General features: G+C 64.1%; 17 protein-coding genes and 1 other RNA gene. 8 read left to right on the plus strand and 10 right to left on the minus strand.

Annotated features, from left to right (window positions below; all coding sequences use genetic code 11):
• Window positions 1–33 precede the first annotated feature (33 nt).
• The 8 genes from gcvT to AC3RCM_RS26465 all read right to left on the minus strand — a co-directional run bounded on the left by gcvT (window position 34) and on the right by AC3RCM_RS26465 (window position 8,949).
• Window positions 34–1,116 (minus strand): glycine cleavage system aminomethyltransferase GcvT, encoded by a 1,083-nt coding sequence (gene gcvT, locus AC3RCM_RS26430; protein WP_020191592.1) that lies wholly within the window; start codon window positions 1,114–1,116, stop codon window positions 34–36.
• Between the two features lie 127 nt (window positions 1,117–1,243).
• A complete protein-coding gene (locus tag AC3RCM_RS26435; protein WP_129931909.1) occupies window positions 1,244–2,866 on the minus strand; it encodes an ABC transporter permease in 1,623 nt (540 codons plus the stop codon).
• 153 nt (window positions 2,867–3,019) lie between these two features.
• A complete protein-coding gene (locus AC3RCM_RS26440; RefSeq protein ID WP_064491263.1) occupies window positions 3,020–4,021 on the minus strand; it encodes an extracellular solute-binding protein in 1,002 nt (333 codons plus the stop codon).
• A 115-nt stretch (window positions 4,022–4,136) separates the two neighbouring features.
• Window positions 4,137–5,354: a 2-octaprenyl-3-methyl-6-methoxy-1,4-benzoquinol hydroxylase gene (locus AC3RCM_RS26445; RefSeq protein WP_177410038.1), complete on the minus strand. Its 1,218-nt coding sequence runs from the start codon at window positions 5,352–5,354 to the stop codon at window positions 4,137–4,139.
• Between the two features lie 9 nt (window positions 5,355–5,363).
• The gene (locus AC3RCM_RS26450; RefSeq protein ID WP_010955722.1) at window positions 5,364–5,846 is read right to left on the minus strand and encodes a DUF4442 domain-containing protein; all 483 of its coding nucleotides are present in this window, start codon (window positions 5,844–5,846) and stop codon (window positions 5,364–5,366) included.
• The gene (gene ubiH, locus AC3RCM_RS26455) at window positions 5,843–7,042 is read right to left on the minus strand and encodes a 2-octaprenyl-6-methoxyphenyl hydroxylase (protein ID WP_014592796.1); all 1,200 of its coding nucleotides are present in this window, start codon (window positions 7,040–7,042) and stop codon (window positions 5,843–5,845) included. The genes AC3RCM_RS26450 and ubiH overlap by 4 nt, the downstream gene beginning before the upstream one ends.
• Entirely contained in the window at window positions 7,039–8,373 is a 1,335-nt protein-coding gene (gene pepP / locus AC3RCM_RS26460; RefSeq protein WP_003253692.1) for a Xaa-Pro aminopeptidase, read from the minus strand. The genes ubiH and pepP overlap by 4 nt, the downstream gene beginning before the upstream one ends.
• A gap of 21 nt (window positions 8,374–8,394) precedes the next feature.
• On the minus strand, window positions 8,395–8,949 hold the full coding sequence (locus AC3RCM_RS26465) for a YecA/YgfB family protein (RefSeq protein WP_010955725.1): 555 nt from the start codon (window positions 8,947–8,949) through the stop codon (window positions 8,395–8,397).
• A 181-nt stretch (window positions 8,950–9,130) separates the two neighbouring features.
• Here AC3RCM_RS26465 and AC3RCM_RS26470 point away from each other — a divergent pair, with 181 nt between their 5' ends.
• The 4 genes from AC3RCM_RS26470 to AC3RCM_RS26485 all read left to right on the plus strand — a co-directional run bounded on the left by AC3RCM_RS26470 (window position 9,131) and on the right by AC3RCM_RS26485 (window position 10,560).
• Entirely contained in the window at window positions 9,131–9,313 is a 183-nt protein-coding gene (locus tag AC3RCM_RS26470) for a TIGR02449 family protein (RefSeq protein WP_029886233.1), read from the plus strand.
• Window positions 9,310–9,630, plus strand: a complete 321-nt coding sequence (locus AC3RCM_RS26475; RefSeq protein WP_010955726.1) for a cell division protein ZapA — start codon at window positions 9,310–9,312, stop codon at window positions 9,628–9,630. Before AC3RCM_RS26470 ends, AC3RCM_RS26475 begins: the two co-directional genes overlap by 4 nt.
• A 17-nt stretch (window positions 9,631–9,647) precedes the next feature.
• A non-coding RNA gene (gene ssrS, locus AC3RCM_RS26480) (6S RNA) lies at window positions 9,648–9,827 on the plus strand.
• Window positions 9,828–9,951: 124 nt separating this feature from the next.
• Window positions 9,952–10,560 (plus strand): 5-formyltetrahydrofolate cyclo-ligase, encoded by a 609-nt coding sequence (locus tag AC3RCM_RS26485; protein ID WP_010955727.1) that lies wholly within the window; start codon window positions 9,952–9,954, stop codon window positions 10,558–10,560.
• A gap of 20 nt (window positions 10,561–10,580) precedes the next feature.
• On the opposite strand, the gene AC3RCM_RS26490 is transcribed toward AC3RCM_RS26485, so the two are convergent.
• Window positions 10,581–10,733 (minus strand): hypothetical protein, encoded by a 153-nt coding sequence (locus tag AC3RCM_RS26490; protein ID WP_003253683.1) that lies wholly within the window; start codon window positions 10,731–10,733, stop codon window positions 10,581–10,583.
• 178 nt (window positions 10,734–10,911) lie between these two features.
• Between AC3RCM_RS26490 and AC3RCM_RS26495 the strand changes: the two genes are divergently transcribed.
• The 4 genes from AC3RCM_RS26495 to AC3RCM_RS26510 all read left to right on the plus strand — a co-directional run bounded on the left by AC3RCM_RS26495 (window position 10,912) and on the right by AC3RCM_RS26510 (window position 16,247).
• Complete coding sequence (locus tag AC3RCM_RS26495; protein ID WP_003253680.1) at window positions 10,912–11,361, plus strand: EVE domain-containing protein; 450 nt, start codon at window positions 10,912–10,914, stop codon at window positions 11,359–11,361.
• Window positions 11,362–11,456: 95 nt separating this feature from the next.
• Window positions 11,457–12,416 carry an HlyD family secretion protein gene (locus tag AC3RCM_RS26500; protein ID WP_492629275.1) on the plus strand — a complete coding sequence of 320 codons (960 nt, stop codon included), beginning with the start codon at window positions 11,457–11,459 and terminating at the stop codon, window positions 12,414–12,416.
• Window positions 12,413–15,133: a ribosome-associated ATPase/putative transporter RbbA gene (rbbA, locus tag AC3RCM_RS26505; protein WP_492629276.1), complete on the plus strand. Its 2,721-nt coding sequence runs from the start codon at window positions 12,413–12,415 to the stop codon at window positions 15,131–15,133. The genes AC3RCM_RS26500 and rbbA overlap by 4 nt, the downstream gene beginning before the upstream one ends.
• A 1-nt stretch (window position 15,134) precedes the next feature.
• Window positions 15,135–16,247 (plus strand): ABC transporter permease, encoded by a 1,113-nt coding sequence (locus AC3RCM_RS26510; protein WP_492629277.1) that lies wholly within the window; start codon window positions 15,135–15,137, stop codon window positions 16,245–16,247.
• 55 nt (window positions 16,248–16,302) lie between these two features.
• On the opposite strand, the gene AC3RCM_RS26515 is transcribed toward AC3RCM_RS26510, so the two are convergent.
• Window positions 16,303–16,707, minus strand: a complete 405-nt coding sequence (locus tag AC3RCM_RS26515; protein WP_003253671.1) for a flagellar basal body-associated protein FliL — start codon at window positions 16,705–16,707, stop codon at window positions 16,303–16,305.
• Between the last annotated feature and the right edge of the window lie 50 nt (window positions 16,708–16,757).

The following is a 16,757-nucleotide window of genomic DNA, read 5'->3' on the forward strand; positions in this document are numbered from 1 at the left end:
GGCTCAGCGGTACGCCCGCCGGTTATAAATTGTTCAGATCAGAATCTTGCCGTGGCGCACGAAGGTCGGTTTGACCACCCGCACCGGGTACCACTTGCCGCGAATTTCCACCTCGGCCCGATCACCGGTAGCCATAGGCACGCGCGCCAACGCAATGGACTTGCTCAGCGTAGGCGAGAAACTACCACTGGTGATCTCCCCTTCGCCAATGCCGGCTACACGCACGACCTGATGGGCGCGCAGTACACCGCGCTCTTCCAGCACCAGACCCACCAGCTTTTCCTGCACGCCGTGCTCGATTTCCGCAAGCAGGCCGACACGGCCGATGAAGTTGCGCTCGGCCGGTTCCCAGGCGATGCTCCAGCCCAGGTTGGAGGTGAGCGGGGTGTGGTTTTCGTCGATGTCCTGGCCGTACAGGTTCATGCCGGCCTCCAGACGCAGGGTATCGCGGGCGCCCAGGCCGCTTGGGGCGATACCGGCGCCGACCAGGTCGTTGAAGAAGGCCACCGCCTGATCGCCCGGGAAGATGATCTCCAGGCCGTCCTCACCGGTATAGCCGGTGCGGGCAATGAACCAGTCGCCGTCGGCAACGCCCTCGAACGGGCGCAGTTCGCGGATGAGTGCAGCGCGCGCGGGGCTGAGCAGGGCCGCGACCTTTTCGCGGGCACGCGGCCCCTGGATGGCAAGGATGGCCAGATCAGGGCGGACCTGGAAGTCCACGGAAAACCCGGCACGTTGCAATTGCAGCCAATCGAGCACCTTGGCACGGGTGGCGGCATTGGTGACCAGGCGATAGCCGGTTTCAGTGCGGTAGACAATCAGATCATCGATCACCCCGCCCTGTTCGTTCAGCAGCGGGCTATACAGCGCCTTGCCGGTGTCGTCGAGGCGGGCCACGTCGTTGGCCAGCAGGCGCTGCAGCCAAACAGTGGCATCAGTGCCGTCGACATCGATCACGGTCATATGAGAAACATCGAAGACGCCGCAATCGCTGCGCACCTGATGGTGCTCCTCGACCTGCGAGCCATAGTGCAGGGGCATGTCCCAGCCACCGAAATCGACCGTCTTGGCGCCTAGCGCCAGGTGCAGGTCATACAAAAGCGTGCGCTGTCCCATGGGTTTCTCCTTCCGGGCGTGGCGAAGCGGCGGCGGTCGATGACGTTGGGTCGTCAGCTTTTCTTGTTACTCACACCCGCCGCGCGAATGCCGCGCATTGTAGCCGCAAGGTCGCAAACTGACATCCTCAGTGACTGTGACCGGGTCGACGGGCCGAACGGCGAATCAGGCCGATGACCGGCAGCAGGCCCACCAATACCAAGGTCAATGCCGGCAGCGAGGCGCGCGCCCACTCGCCCTCGCTGGTCATCTCGAACACCCGCACGGCGAGGGTGTCCCAGCCGAACGGCCGCATCAGCAAGGTGGCGGGCATTTCCTTGAGCACATCGACGAACACCAGCAGCGCGGCGCCAAGTGCCCCCGGCACCAGCAGCGGCAGATACACCTTGAAAAACAATCTTGCGCCGCCAACACCCAGGCTGCGCGAGGCTTCAGGGAGTGACGGGCGGATGCGCTCCAGGCTGCTCTCCAGCGGCCCGTAGGCCACCGCGATGAAGCGCACCAGGTAGGCCAGCAGCAACGCCGAGAGGCTACCTAGCAGCAGCGGCTTGCCGGCGCCGCCCAGCCAGCTGGACAACGGGATGACTAGGTGGTTGTCGAGGTAACTGAAGGCCAGCATGATCGATACCGCCAACACCGAGCCGGGCAGGGCATACCCCAGATTGGCCAGGCCAACCCCGGCGCGGATACCGCCCGTCGGTGCCTGGCGCCGGGCAAAGGCCAGCAGCAGCGCCACACATACCGTGACCAGCGCCGCCATGCTTCCCAGGTACAGGGTGTGCAGCACCAGGCCGATATAACGCTCATCCAGGTCATGCCGACCGCGTTGCCAGAACCACACCAGCAACTGCAGCAGCGGGATGACGAAAGCGCAGGCGAACACCAGCAGGCACCAGCCACTGGCCAACAGCGCCTTGAGACCACGCAGGTGATACAGCGCCTGCGCGCGCGGCCGTTCGTTGCCGCTCCGGCTGGCACCGCGGGCGCGGCGCTCGCCGTACAGCACCAACATCACCGCCAGCAGCAGCAGGCTGGCCAACTGGGCCGCACTGGACAAGCTGAAAAAGCCGTACCAGGTCTTGTAGATGGCCGTGGTGAAGGTGTCGAAGTTGAATACGGCCACTGCACCGAAGTCGGCCAGGGTTTCCATCAGCGCCAGGGCGATACCGGCACCGATCGCCGGCCGAGCCATGGGTAAGGCCACCCGCCAGAACGCCTGCAGGGGCGATAACCCGAGTACCCGCGCCGCCTCCATCAGGCCCTTGCCCTGAGCCAGGAAAGCCGTGCGCGCCAACAAGTAGACATAGGGATAGAAGACCAGCACCAGGACGGTGATTACCCCACCGGTGGAACGCACCCGAGGCAGGCGCATTGGCCCGAACACCTCGCGCAGGGCGCCTTGCACCGGGCCGGAAAAGTCCAGCAGGCCGACGAAGACGAACGCCAGCACGTAGGCCGGGATGGCGAACGGTAACATCAGCGCCCAGTCCAGCCAGCGTCGACCAGGGAAGTCGCAGAGGCTGGTAAGCCAGGCCAGGCTGACGCCCAGCACGGTGACACCAATGCCCACGCCCACCACCAGGGTCAGGGTATTGCCGAGCAGGCGCCCCATCTGGGTGTCGAGCAGGTGGGACCAGATCTGCAGGTCGATGGATTGCCAGGACAACAGCAGCACGCTCAGGGGCAGCAGCACCAAGGCGGCGATCAGGGAGACCGGGAGGTACCAGCGGCGTTGGGGGGTGTGGGGCAAATTGAATGTCTCTGTGGCTGATTTGCGACCGCTTTGCGGTCGTTCGCGGGTAAACCCGCTCCTACGGGGACCGCGCAAGGCAGTGCCGATCCTGAGGAGCGGGTTTACCCGCGAAAGGGCCCTAACGGGCCCAAAGAGGATAAAGCCTGGCGCTTAGTTGTAGCCAGCCCGATCCATCAGGCGAATGGCTTCAGCCTGGCGCTTGCCGGCAATTTCCACCGGAATGCTGTCAGCCTTGAAGCTACCCCACGCCGCCACTTCCTCCGATGGTTTCACCTTCGGGTTGGCCGGGAACTCCTGGTTGATATCAGCAAACAGCTTTTGCGCTTCTTCGCCGGTCATCCATTCCACCAGTTTCTTCGCGGCTTCCGGGTGTGGCGCATGCTTGGTCAGGCCGATGCCCGAGAGGTTCACGTGCACGCCACGGTCACCCTGGTTGGGCCAGAAGATCTTCACCGGCAGGTTCGGGTTCTGCTTGTGCAGACGGCCGTAGTAGTAGGTGTTGACCACGCCCACATCACATTGCCCGGCCTCGATGGCCTGGATCACCGCGTTGTCGTCGGAGAACACATCGGTGGACAGGTTGTTGACCCACCCTTTGACGATTTGCTCGGTCTTGGCCTCACCGTGGGTTTCGATCAGGGTGGCGGTCAGCGACTGGTTGTACACCTTCTTGGCCGTGCGCAGGCACAGACGGCCTTCCCACTGTTTGTCAGCCAGGGCTTCGTAGGTGCTCAACTCCTCGGGTTTGACCCGCTCGGTGGAGTAGATGATGGTGCGCGCGCGCAGGCTCAGGCCGGTCCAGTCATGGGACGAGGCGCGGAACTGCGCCGGGATGTTCTGGTCGATGACGTCGGACTCGATCGGCTGCAGAATGCCCATCTGCTCGGCCTGCCACAGGTTGCCTGCATCGACGGTCAGCAGGAGGTCGGCCACGCCGTTGTCGCCCTCGGCCTTGATGCGCTGCATCAGCGGGGCTTCCTTGTCGGTGATGAACTTGATCTTGACCCCGGTCTTGGCGGTATAGGCATCGAACACCGGCTTGATCAGCTCGTCGATGCGCGAGGAGTACACCACCACTTCGTCCGCTGCCTGGGCAGTGCCGCCGAACAGGGTCAGGGCCAAGGCGGCCAGTAGGGGCTTGCGTGGCAACATTTGAAGCACTCCTCGATCGTATGAGAGGTGCGAATGGTAGTGAATCCCATTTTCTGGCTCACCTACCTAGGCGTTACCGGATGTTGCAAAGGACTGCTACGCAGCCCCGCCACTCTCAAGCCTTGGCCAGATCCGGCAGGTCACCACTCAAACCCAACGCCTGGCGCACAAACAGCGCCTTGGCCTCCGGCATCTGCTCCACCAGCTTCAACCCGCTGTTGCGCAACCAGCGCAACGGCAGCGGATCGGCCTGGAACAACCTCTCGAACCCCTCCATCGCCGCCATCAACGCCAGGTTGTGTGGCATGCGCCGGCGCTCGTAACGGCTCAGCACCTTCACATCGGCCAGTCTCTCGCCGCGCTCGCAAGCATTGACCAGCACCTCAGCCAGCACCGCCGCGTCGAGGAAGCCGAGGTTCACACCCTGCCCGGCCAGCGGGTGAATGGTGTGTGCAGCATCACCGATCAAGGCCAGGCCTTCATCCACGTAGCGCTTGGCGTGACGCTGGCGCAGCGGCACGCACACCCGTGGGTCGGCCTGAAGCACCTCGCCCAGACGCCCTTCGAAGGCCCGCTCCAGGGCCTGCAGGAAGGCCACTTCATCCATCGCCATCAGCTGCTCGGCATGCTCCGGGGTGGTCGACCAGACGATCGAGCACCAGTCCTGCTGGCCATCGCGGGTCAACGGCAGGAATGCCAGTGGACCTTCGTCAGTGAAGCGCTGCCAGGCCGTGGCCTGGTGCCCGGCGCTGCAACGCACGCTGGTGACAATGGCATGGTGCAGGTAATCCCACTCGCGGGTTTCGCAGCCGGCCAGACGCCGCACCGCCGAATTGGCACCGTCGGCAGCGATCACCAACGGTGCCCGCAGTTGCCGGCCATCCGCCAGGGTCAGCAGCCACTCATCGCCGGAGCGACGCAATTGCTCCAGCCGCGCATTGGCCAGCAGGCCGATGTCGCTGTCGTGCAGGCGCTCCAGCAGGCCGTCCTGCACCACCCGGTTCTCGACGATATGGCCGAGCACCTGGGCATGCACACTGGCCGCCGAGAAGTGAATCTGCCCGGTGCCGCTGCCATCCCACACATGCATGTCGGAATACGGCGTGGCGCGCCGCTGGGCAATGCCATCCCAGGCGCCAAGGCGCTCGAGGATGCGCTGGCTGGCCGCCGATAGCGCGCTGACACGCGGCTCGAACGGGGCCTGGGCATCGAAGGGTACGACCGTCAGCGGGCCACCATCGAGCAACAAAATTTGCAGGCCACTGTGGCGCAACGCCAAGGCCAGGGCGCTGCCCACCATACCGGCACCGACAATCAACAGATCTGCGCGCATTTCCATGCCTTACGCCTGCCTCGCTTGCGGCTTGAGCCGCACGTATAGGGTTTTATCGACCCGCGCCACCAACTCGCCGGCGCCATCGCGGATATCGACCTGCAAACGCGGCAGGCATTTCTTGCCGGTGGCGGCCTGCTGGCGGATTTCGTCCAGCAGCGCATCATCGACGTGGAATTCGGCATAAACCGGGCCTTTGCCCGGCGAGATGAAATCGATGCTGGCGGCCTTGTCCCAGACGATGTAGTCACGCCCCAGTTGCTCGATCAACAGCAGCATGTAGAACGGATCGACCATGGCATACAGGCTGCCACCGAACTGGGTGCCGACGTAATTGCGGTTCCAGCGAGTCAGTTTCATCGCCACCTTGACGCTACGCAGGTCCGGGCTGATGTGCTGCACACGGATACCGGCACCCAGGTATGGTGGGTAGAGGTTCAGCATCCAGCGCAGCATGCGCGCCCGGCGCGCCAGTTTACGCGGGTTGCTCATGCCTGGCCCCGCGGATCAGGGCGGGTGCCCAGGCCCATCGCCTGGCGGGCGAACCAGCTTTTTGCCGGTGGCAACAGGTCGAGCCCGAGCAGGCCAAGGTTGCGCCCGGCCGTCAGCAACGGCTGATTGCTGCCGAACAGGCGGGTGACCTGGTCGGAGAAGCCGATGGTCATCGCCTGGTCCAGGCGCTGGCGCTGGTGATAGGCCTGCAACGTGGTCAGGTCGCCAGGCTGCTGTGGGCCCGCCAGCAGCGCTTCGGCCAGGGCCTGCACGTCACGCAACGACAGATTGAAACCCTGGCCCGCGATGGGGTGCAGGCTGTGTGCTGCGTTGCCCAGTACCACCAGGTGCGGCCGCACCTGCTCCTGGGCCTCGATCAAGGACAGCGGGTAGAGGTGCCGTGCGCCCACCTGCCGCAGCGCGCCCAGGCGGTACCCGAACACACCCTGCAGTTCGCGCAGGAAGCTGCGCTCGTCGATGTCGGCCAGGCGCCGCGCATCCATGCCCTGGCGGGTCCACACCAGTGCGCAGCGGTTTTCCGGCAACGGCAGCAAGGCCATGGGGCCCTCTTCGGTGAAGCGCTCGAAAGCCTGGCCGCCGTGGGCCTCACCCGGGGTAATGTTGGCGATCAACGCGCTCTGCTGGTAAGGCGTGTGGCGCACATGGATGCCCAACTGCTCGCGCAGGCCAGAGCGGCCACCATCGGCCAGTACCGCCAGGTCACATTCCAGCTGGGTGTCGTCGTTCAGCCGCAGGCGGTAACCGCGTTCGATGGCCTGCATCGAGGTCACTTCGGCCGGGCAGCGCCAGCTCACCACCTCGCTGTCCAGCCCTTGCCACAGGCACTGGCCGAGCCAGGCGTTTTCCACCACATAACCCAGCGCCGGTACGCCCTCTTCCAGGGCATCCAGGCGGGTCGCGCCAAAGCGACCACGGTCGGATACGTGAATCTGGCGAATAGGCTCGGCGCGGCGGCCGATGGCCTGCCACAGGCCCAGTTGCTGATAAATCTGCTGGGTACCGAATGACAACGCCGACGAGCGCGCATCGTAGCTGGGCTGGTAGCTGTCGCCGGGGGCGAACGGCTCGATCAGCAGGATCTTCCAGCCGCGCGCCTTGGCGCCGGCCTGCAGGGCCAACGCCAGGCTTGCGCCAACCAGGCCACCGCCGATGATCGCCAGGTTTACCCGGCTCATGCCACGGCCTTGCGGGCAGCCTGCATCAGCGCCTCGATCTCGGCGACCGTACGCGGCACGCCCGAAGTCAGGATTTCACAACCTTGCCTGGTCACTACCACGTCGTCCTCGATCCTTACCCCAATGCCGCGCCACTTTTTGGCCACGGCCTGATTGTCGGCGCCAATGTAGATACCCGGCTCCACGGTCAGCGCCATGCCGGGTTCCAGTACCCGCCACTCGCCGCCCACCTTGTACTCGCCCACGTCGTGCACATCCATGCCCAGCCAGTGCCCGGCGCGGTGCATGTAGAAGGCGCGATAGGCTTCGCTGTCGATCAGCGCCTGCACATCACCTTCGAGCAAGCCCAGCTCCACCAGGCCCGCGGTGATGACCCGCACGGTCGCTTCATGGGCGTGGTTCCAGTGCTTGCCGGGGGCTATTTCGGCAAACGCCGCCGCCTGAGCCTTGAGCACCAGCTCGTAGATGGCCTTCTGCTCGGGCGAAAACCGCCCACTGACCGGGAAGGTGCGGGTGATGTCGCTGGCATAGCAGTCGATTTCGCAGCCGGCGTCGATCAGCACCAGGTCGCCATCCTTAAGCGGCGCGTCGTTCTGTTGATAGTGCAGGATGCAGCCATTGCGCCCGGCCGCAACGATCGAGCCGTAGGCCGGCATCTTCGCCCCGCCCTTGCGGAATTCGTAGTCCAGCTCGGCTTCCAGGCTGTACTCGTGCAGCCCGGCGCGGCAGGCCTGCATGGCCCGCACATGGGCCCGCGCAGAAATGTCCGCGGCAGCACGCATCACCTTCACTTCCGCCGCCGATTTATACAGGCGCATATCGTGCAGCAGATGATCCAGCGCAACGAACTCGTTCGGTGGCTGGGCGCCCAGGCGTGCCTTGGAGCGGATCACATTGATCCAGTCCATCAGCCGGCGGTCGAACTCCGGGTTGCTGCCCATGGCGCTGTAGACCCGCTCGCGGCCTTCGATCAGGCCTGGCAGGATCTCGTCGATATCCGTGATGGGGAAGGCATCGTCGGCGCCGAAATCACGCACCGCCCCTTCCTGGCCGGCCCGCAGGCCGTCCCACAGCTCGCGCTCAGGATTGCGTTCACGGCAGAACAGCACGTACTCGCCATGCTCGCGCCCTGGAATCAAAGCAATCACCGCCTCGGGCTCCGGGAAGCCGCTGAGGTACTGGAAATCGCTGTCCTGGCGGTACACGTGCTCGACGTCGCGGTTGCGGATGGCAACCGCAGCGGCGGGCAGAATGGCGATGCTGTTGGGGACCATCTGCGCCATCAGCGCCTTGCGCCGACGGGCATACTCGGCCTTGGGAATGTGGCTCATGGGCAGACTACCCTTGGTTGATCAGTGCAGCGAGGGCTTGGGCGCGGGTGCGGCCGGCTTGGCCAGTTCGGAGAACAGCAGCAGGGGCGCCACGCGCAGGTATTCCATGACTTCCATGTAGTCGCTCTCACCGTCCTCGGACTCTTCGAGCGCTTCCTGGACCTGCGAAATGGCCACCAGGTCCTGCAGCACTTCCTTGGCCTCGTCGGACAAGTCCTTACCGCCAGCGTTCAGGCCGAAACCGGTCACGAAGCCTTGGCACCACTGGCCCAGCGCGGTGGCGCGGTCGCTCAGTGCAGCATCATCGGTAGGCAGCAGCAGGACGATCGCCATGTCGTCGCTGGTTAGCTCGCCCTTGACCATTTCCTGCAAGCCGACCAAGGCATTGCGGACACTGTCACCAGGCTCGATTTCCAGCAGTTGGGCGGCATCGGCCAGCCAGGCATCGGCATCGAAGCCGGCGCCGGCGCAGCTGCGGCCAATCAGCAGGCCGTGCAGTTCGGCCGGGGTGACAGGATGGCCATTGCTCGAGAGCAGCATGGCGAAAGCGTTGTAGGGCGATTGAGTATTGGGCATGGGCAGCTAGGCGCCAGACGGCGCAATGTCTAGAATGAAGACCTTGTATCCTAGCACCGGCAGGCGCGCCAAGACCATCGGCACTGGCCGTTGCCGCCCAGGGAGAGGCATCATCGCCAGGTGAGTCAACGACGGAGCGAATCGAGTGCAACCCACGCAAGAGAACGACCTGCAGGCACTGATGAGCCGATTCGAGTTGCTGATCGAACGCGTCGAGCAACTAAAACGGCAAAATGCACTCCTAGTAGCTCAGGAAAAATCCTGGCGCGAAGAGCGCGCCCACCTCATCGAAAAGAACGAGATCGCCAAGCGCAAAGTCGAGTCGATGATTTTACGCCTCAAGGCTCTGGAGCAAGACTCATGAGTTCAAGCAATAGCGTCACCGTGCAGATCCTCGACAAGGAATACTCGATCATCTGCCCGCCCGAAGAGCGCAACAACCTGGTCAGCGCTGCGCGCTACCTGGACGGCAAGATGCGCGAGATTCGCAGCAGCGGCAAGGTGATCGGTGCCGACCGCATCGCGGTCATGGCAGCGTTGAACATTACCCACGAAATGCTGCACCGCCAGGAAGACCGCAACGATGCGCCGGTCACCGGCACGAACCGCGAACAGGTGCGCGACCTGCTGGATCGGGTAGATAAGGCTTTGTCCGACGACACGGATACCAAAATCGGCTGAGATTGGTATACTGGCGCCACTCCCTGGGGGATGCGCCAGTCGGTTATGTCCCTGAGCCGATACGCACAACCACGGGGGTTGCACGCTGGGGCCGGTGTGCATGTCCGCCCGACGGAAAGCCTTAACGCCCCCTGCAATCTCCACCTTGAACTTTCGGGTTCAAGGGCTACACCGATAGCGGTCTTATCGGGGAGCCTGAATTTTCTTGCCCGCCCCCCGGCGGGCAATTCGTTTTGGCCGACTTTATTCAAGCTTTGTACGACGATTCACCGCGCAGGCACTGTTCGTACTAAAGCCAGCACATCTGGGATCGCCCGTGCCATGACCGAAAACGTGCCGCTCACCCGCCCCCAGCTACGTCGCCTGCTTCGCAATGCCCGCCGCGCCCTTACCCCTGCCCAGCAACGCCAGGCCACCCTCGGCCTGTACCGCCAGCTGGCGCAACACCCCTTGTTCCGCCGCGCCCGCCACATTGCCCTGTACCTGCCCAACGACGGTGAAATCGACCCTCGCCTGCTGATGCGCGAAGCCCAGCGTCGCGGCAAGTGCATCTACCTGCCGGTGCTGCATGCCTGGCCGCGCACGCGCATGGTGTTCCAGCGTTTTGAGCAGGGTGAGAAGCTCAAGCCCAACCGCTTCCGTATTCCAGAGCCGATTATCGATCGCAAACGCCAGCGGCCGATCTGGGCGCTGGATCTGATTCTGCTACCGCTGGTCGGGTTTGACGAAGTGGGCGGCCGCCTGGGTATGGGCGGTGGCTTCTATGATCGCAGCCTGGCCTACCAGGCGCGTCGGCAAACCTGGAAAAAACCCTTGCTGCTGGGGCTGGCGCATGAATGCCAGAAGGTCGAGCGGCTGGCGCAGGCCAGTTGGGATGTTCCGCTGCAGGGCACGGTCTCGGACCGTGGCTGGTACCTGGCGCCACGTTGAGCGGCGCCAGCGGGGGGGTATCAACGTTGTGGCTGGCTGGCGTCGACCGGCATCTGATAGGCGTTGTCCAGCTTGCGCTCCCAGAAGCCTTGCGCATAACCGGTAGTGACCACACCCAGGCCAAAAATGAACACCAGGATCCACAGCAGATCCGGCTTTTTACGTTGATTCATCGAAGATTGCCCCCCAGGCAAACTGTTCAGTACTCGGCGATATTCTGGGTACCGCCGGCGCACGCGCTTTAAACGGGGCGCATTTTCCGACAACATGCGTCCGCACGCAAACCTTGACGCCAACCGGCTGTCGGTTTCGTGCAACAGGTTATTTCAAACCTTTTCAGGAGCAGCATCCATGGCTTACTGGCTGATGAAATCCGAGCCCGACGAGCTCTCCATCGAAGCCCTCGCACGCTTGGGCGAAGCGCGCTGGGACGGCGTGCGCAACTATCAGGCGCGTAATTTTCTGCGGGCCATGAGCGTGGGTGACGAATTCTTCTTCTACCACTCCAGCTGCCCGCAACCCGGCATCGCCGGCATTGCCAAAATCACCCGCGCGGCCTACCCGGACCCGACCGCGCTGGACCCGGAAAGCCATTATCACGATGCCAAGGCCACGATCGACAAGAACCCGTGGAGCGCGGTGGATGTGGCCCACGTACAAACCTTTCCAAGGGTGCTGGAACTGGGGTGGCTGAAACAGCAGGCCGGTCTGGTCGAGTTGCCCCTGGTGCAAAAAGGCAGCCGCCTGTCGGTCATGCCGGTAACGCCCGAGCAATGGGCGGTGATTGTCGCGTTGCGCTGAATACGCAGCTAAGGTCAAGGGCTTGACCGATATCAACACGCCACACATGGCCGCCAGGCATGATGTACTGTGCATGACCGCAAGGATGCAGAACGATGAACCGATACGCCCCTAGAATCTTCGCCACTGCACTGATCGCACTGCTCGCTGCAGCCGGCGGGCTGGGGTACTGGAAGTCGCTTCACGACCAGTTGCCCGAAGGCCTGAGCATGGGCAACGGCCGCCTTGAAGCCACCGAAGTGCAGATCGCCAGCAAGATCCCCGGTCGCCTGGCCGAAGTACTGGTCGATGAAGGCGACAACGTGACCCGTGGCCAGCTACTGGCACGCATCGACACACGCACCATGGAAGCCCAGCGCAGCCAGGCCGAAGCCGAAGTGCTGCGCGCCCGGGAAAACTACGCCGCCGCCCAGGCCACCGTGCAACTGCGCCAGAGTGAACTGCTGTTGGCCAGCCAGGAGCTCAAGCGCGTGCGCGAAATCTTCCAGCGCAAGTTCGCCAGCCAGCAGTTGCTCGACCAACAGCAGGCGCGCTTTGACACGGCCAACGCAGCAGTAGTCGCTGCCCGCGCCCAACTGGCAGCGATCAAGGCCGCCATTGGCGCCGCCGAAGCCCAAGTGGCGCAGCTCACCAGCGAAATCGACGACAGCAGCCTGCGTGCGCCCATCAACGGCATCATCCAGCTGCGCCTGGCCGAACCCGGTGAAGTGCTGGGTGCCGGCGGCCGTGTGCTGATGCTGATCGACCCCAGCGACCAGTACATGAACCTGTACCTCCCGGCCTCTACCAGCGGCCGGCTGACCGTAGGCGACCAGGCGCGCATCGTGCTCGACGCCCTGCCCGAGCGCGCGCTGCCGGCCAAGGTGGCCTTTGTCGCAGCCAAGGCCCAGTTCACCCCCAAACAGGTGGAAACCCGCGACGAACGGCAAAAGCTGGTGTTCCGGGTCAAACTGCGCCTGAGCGACCCAGGCGCCGTGCCGCAAGCCAAACCAGGCATGCCAGGCGCCGGCTATGTACGCATGGCTGAGGTGGACTGGCCGGCCAACCTGCAATGAACGCCCCGGCACTGCTGGCCGAAGGCATCAGCCACCGTTACGGCGACCTGATAGCCCTCCACCCACTAGGCTTCAGCCTCCCTGTGGGTACCCGCTGCGCGCTGATCGGCCCTGACGGGGCTGGCAAATCGACCCTGCTGGGGCTGATCGCCGGCGTGAAACGCCTACAGCAGGGAGAGCTGCAGGTGCTGGGCGGCTCGATCCGCCAACGCCGCCATCGCACGGCGCTCTACCCCAAAGTGGCGTTCATGCCGCAGGGGCTGGGCAACAACCTGTACCCGGAACTGTCGATCAGCGAGAACATCCGTTTTTTCGCCACCCTGTTCGGGCTGGGCCGCCGCGAGAGTGAGCAGCGCATGGCCAATCTGTTGCAGGCCACCGACCTGCAGCGCTTTGCCCAGCGCCCGGCCGGCAAGCTGTCGGGTGGCATGAAGCAGAAGCTGGGCCTTTGCTGCGCGCTGATCCACGAGCCAGACCTGCTTATCCTGGACGAGCCGACCACCGGCGTCGACCCACTGTCGCGGCGGCGCTTCTGGGAGCTGGTTGAACAGGTTCGCGCACAACGCCCGCAACTGACCCTGCTGGTGGCTACCGCCTACATGGAAGAAGCCGAACAGTTCGAGCATTGCCTGATGCTCGATGGCGGCCGGCTGCTGGCCGCCGGCCCTAGCCACGAACTGGCTGCAGTCACCCCGAGCGGCAAACTGGATGACGCCTTTACCCATTACCAGGGCGCGGGCAAGGCGCAGCATCAACCACTGGCAATCCCGCCGCGCCAAGCCACGGACGGCCCGGTCGCCATCGAGGCACATGACCTGACCCTGCGCTTTGGCGACTTCACAGCGGTGAACAAGGTCAGTTTCGCCATTGGCCGCGGGGAGATCTTCGGCTTCCTGGGTTCCAACGGTTGCGGCAAGACCACCACCATGAAAGTGCTTACCGGCCTGATGCCGGCCAGCGAGGGCAGCGCCAGCCTGCTGGGTCGCTCGGTGGACGCCAGCGACCTAGCCACACGCAAGCGGGTCGGCTTCATGTCGCAGAGTTTCTCTCTGTATGGCGAGCTCAGCACCCGGCAGAACCTGGCCCTGCATGCCCGCCTGTTCGACTTGCCCAAAGCCGAGAGCGCCCAGCGCATCGATGAGCTGATCGAGCGCTTCGACCTCGCCGCTATCGCCGACCAACCGTCTGGCGCCCTGCCCCTTGGTTTGCGCCAGCGCCTGTCGCTGGCAGTGGCGGTTCTGCATCGCCCGGAAGTCTTGATCCTCGACGAACCGACCTCCGGCGTCGACCCCGCCGCCCGCGACGACTTCTGGCGCCTGCTGGTAGAACTGTCCCGCGAGCAGGGCGTGACCATTTTCCTCTCCACCCACTTCATGAACGAAGCCCAGCGCTGCGATCGTATTTCGCTGATGCACGCCGGGCGGGTGCTGGCCTGCGACACGCCCGATGCCCTGCAGCACCAGTACCAGGGCGACACGCTGGAGGACGCGTTCGTCCGCTGCCTGGAACAGGCCCAGGAACTGGCACCAGCCGCCACCGACAGCAGCGTGCTGGAACAGGCGTCCACCCCCACCCTACCGCTACGCCAGGGTTTCAGCCTGCGCCGCCTGCTGGCAGTGGCCGGCCGTGAGGGCAAGGAGCTGCTGCGCGACAAGGTGCGCCTGGCCTTCGCCTTACTGGGTGCAGTGTTCATGATGGTGATCTTCGGCTACGGCATTTCACTGGATGTGGAAAACCTCGCCTTTGCCGTGCACGATCAGGACCAGAGCCCGCAAAGTCGTGCCTACCTCGAAGCCTTCCGTGGCTCACGCTACTTTGCCGAACAGGCACCGATCCGCGACAGCAGCGAGCTGCACCAGCGCCTGCAACGCTCGGAAATCAAACTGGCACTGGAGATTCCGCCCGGCTTTGGCCGCGACCTGTACGCAGGGCGCCAGCCGGTGGTGGCTGCCTGGCTCGACGGCGGCATGCCGTTCCGCGCAGAAACCAGCCGCAACTACGTGGAAGCCGTGCACCAGGCCAACCTGGAGCAACTGGCAAAGGTCAGCCCACAACCGCAGCCGCGCCAGGACCCGGTGCGCCTGGAAACGCGTTTCCGCTACAACCAGGATGTGGTCAGCGTGAACGCCATCGGCCCGGGCGTGATGGCACTGATACTGGCCTTCATTCCGGCCATGCTCACGGCACTGGGCATCGTGCGCGAGAAGGAGCTCGGCTCCATCACCAACTTCTACGCCACCCCCCTCACCCGCCTGGAATTCCTGCTTGGCAAGCAGATGCCCTACCTGGCTGTGAGCCTGGTCAACCTGGCGCTGCTGGTGGCGATGAACCGCTGGCTGTTCGCCGTACCGCTCAAGGGCAGCGTACTGGCTTTGGCATGTGGCGGCGTGGCCTACCTGTTGGCAACCACCAGCCTTGGCCTGCTGATTTCGGCATTCACCCGCACCCAGATCGCCGCCATTCTCGGCACCATGATCATTACCAGCCTGCCGACCATCCAGTTTTCCGGGCTGATCGTGCCACGCTCGTCGTTGGACGGCGCGGCAGCGGTGATGGGCCAGTTGTTCCCGGCGGGCTACTTCCTCGACATCGCAGTCGGCACCTTCACCAAGGCCTTGGGCCTGCGCGAGTTGTGGCCGCAGTGCCTGATCCTGCTGAGCTTCTTTGCCGCATTCACCGGCCTGAGCCTGGCAATGCTGAAAAAGCAGGAGGCCTGACATGTCGCGCCTGAACCACACCCTGCGCCTGGGCCTGAAAGAACTGACCAGCCTGCGCCATGACAGCGTCCTGCTGCTGTTCCTGCTATATGCCTTCAGCGTGGCGATCTACATGCCGGCAGCCGGCTCGGTGATCGGCGTACACAACGCCAGCGTGGCGGTGGTGGATGAAGACCATAGCCTGCTCTCGCGCAAGCTCAGCGAAGCCCTGCAACCGCCCGAGTTCCAGCCAGCCGTGCCGCTGCCTCCGCAGCGCCTGGACCAGGCCATGGACAGCGGCCAGTACACCTTCGTCATCAACGTGCCGGTGAACTTCCAGAGCGACCTGCTGGCCGGGCGCTCGCCGGAACTGCAGATCAATGTCGATGCTACGGCCATGAGCCAAGCGTTAATGGGCGCCGGCTACATCGGCCGGATCTTCGAGCGTGAGCTGCTCGACTACAGCCAGCGTGGTAACGAGCAAAGCCCGGTGTTGATCAACCCCAAGGCGCTGTTCAACCCCAACCTGGAGGGGGGCTGGTTTCTGGCCGTGATCCAGATCGTCAACAACATCACCATCCTGGCGATCATCCTCACTGGCACCGCGCTGCTGCGCGAGCGTGAGCATGGCACCCTCGACCACCTGCTGGTGCTGCCGCTGACCGCGCTGGAGATCATGCTGGCCAAGATCGGCAGCAACGCGCTGGTGGTGGTGATCTGCACCTGGATTTCGTTGGTGGTAGTCGTCAAAGGTGCACTGGGCGTGCCGCTGTCTGGCTCGATGGGGCTGTTTTTGGCCGTGACCGCGCTGTACCTGTTCGCCAGTACATCGCTGGGCATTTTCCTCGCCACCCTGGCGCGCTCGACGCCGCAGTTCGGCCTGCTGGCGATCCCGGTGATCATCCCGATGCTGTTGCTGTCCGGCGGCAGCACACCACTGGACAGCATGCCGCAGTGGCTGCAGTGGGTGATGCAAGGGTCACCCTCAACGCACTTTGTCAGCCTGAGTGCCGCAATCCTGTTCAGGGATGCCGGGTGGGCGGTGGTATGGCCGGATATCCTGGCGCTGACGCTGATCGGCCTGGTGTTCTTCAGCGTGGCCCTCGCGCGGTTCCGCCGTACCCTGGCGTCCTGAGCAAGGACGAGGGCCTGCGCAATCCCCACGGGGCCGGACTGGCAACTATCAGCGGTTATTGCACAATCAGGTTGTTGAACAGCAAGTCTTCAACGATCGGCTTGCCCTCTTCCGCCTCCAGCACCTGCTGCACCTGTTTCAGCGCCTCTTGGCGAAGATGCTCCTTGGCCTCGACGTTGCTCATGCTGTCCACCGTCTGCTGGGTGAACAGTGCCACCAGCTGGTTACGGATCAGCGGTTCGTGGTGCTTCACCGTCTTGGCCGCTTCGTCGCCCGTCACGCGCAGGGCCACGTCAGCCTTGTACACGCGCAGCCGCGGGCTGCCGTCGAGCGCATAGTTGCCAACGAAGGGCGGGCTCAGACTGATGTAGGCGACCTTGGGCACCCCTTCCTTGGCTTCCTCGGCCATGGCCGCAGCCGGCAGCAGCAGCGCCAGCACCATCAAGATCCACGCTTTCACGAATTCGCTCCTCAATACAGTTGGCGCCAGCTTACCCAGCACACCGCTCA

This window comes from Pseudomonas sp. GW823-FHT05G12, from assembly GCF_058795575.1.

Coding starts and splice junctions, on each gene's coding strand:
- gcvT (WP_020191592.1), bottom strand. CDS start 1,116: ATGGGACAGCGCACGCTTTTGTATGACCTGCACCTGGCGCTAGGCGCC.
- AC3RCM_RS26440 (WP_064491263.1), bottom strand. CDS start 4,021: ATGTTGCCACGCAAGCCCCTACTGGCCGCCTTGGCCCTGACCCTGTTC.
- AC3RCM_RS26445 (WP_177410038.1), bottom strand. CDS start 5,354: ATGCGCGCAGATCTGTTGATTGTCGGTGCCGGTATGGTGGGCAGCGCC.
- AC3RCM_RS26450 (WP_010955722.1), bottom strand. CDS start 5,846: ATGAGCAACCCGCGTAAACTGGCGCGCCGGGCGCGCATGCTGCGCTGG.
- ubiH (WP_014592796.1), bottom strand. CDS start 7,042: ATGAGCCGGGTAAACCTGGCGATCATCGGCGGTGGCCTGGTTGGCGCA.
- pepP (WP_003253692.1), bottom strand. CDS start 8,373: ATGAGCCACATTCCCAAGGCCGAGTATGCCCGTCGGCGCAAGGCGCTG.
- AC3RCM_RS26465 (WP_010955725.1), bottom strand. CDS start 8,949: ATGCCCAATACTCAATCGCCCTACAACGCTTTCGCCATGCTGCTCTCG.
- AC3RCM_RS26470 (WP_029886233.1), top strand. CDS start 9,131: ATGAGCCGATTCGAGTTGCTGATCGAACGCGTCGAGCAACTAAAACGG.
- AC3RCM_RS26475 (WP_010955726.1), top strand. CDS start 9,310: ATGAGTTCAAGCAATAGCGTCACCGTGCAGATCCTCGACAAGGAATAC.
- AC3RCM_RS26485 (WP_010955727.1), top strand. CDS start 9,952: ATGACCGAAAACGTGCCGCTCACCCGCCCCCAGCTACGTCGCCTGCTT.
- AC3RCM_RS26490 (WP_003253683.1), bottom strand. CDS start 10,733: ATGAATCAACGTAAAAAGCCGGATCTGCTGTGGATCCTGGTGTTCATT.
- AC3RCM_RS26495 (WP_003253680.1), top strand. CDS start 10,912: ATGGCTTACTGGCTGATGAAATCCGAGCCCGACGAGCTCTCCATCGAA.
- AC3RCM_RS26500 (WP_492629275.1), top strand. CDS start 11,457: ATGAACCGATACGCCCCTAGAATCTTCGCCACTGCACTGATCGCACTG.
- rbbA (WP_492629276.1), top strand. CDS start 12,413: ATGAACGCCCCGGCACTGCTGGCCGAAGGCATCAGCCACCGTTACGGC.
- AC3RCM_RS26510 (WP_492629277.1), top strand. CDS start 15,135: ATGTCGCGCCTGAACCACACCCTGCGCCTGGGCCTGAAAGAACTGACC.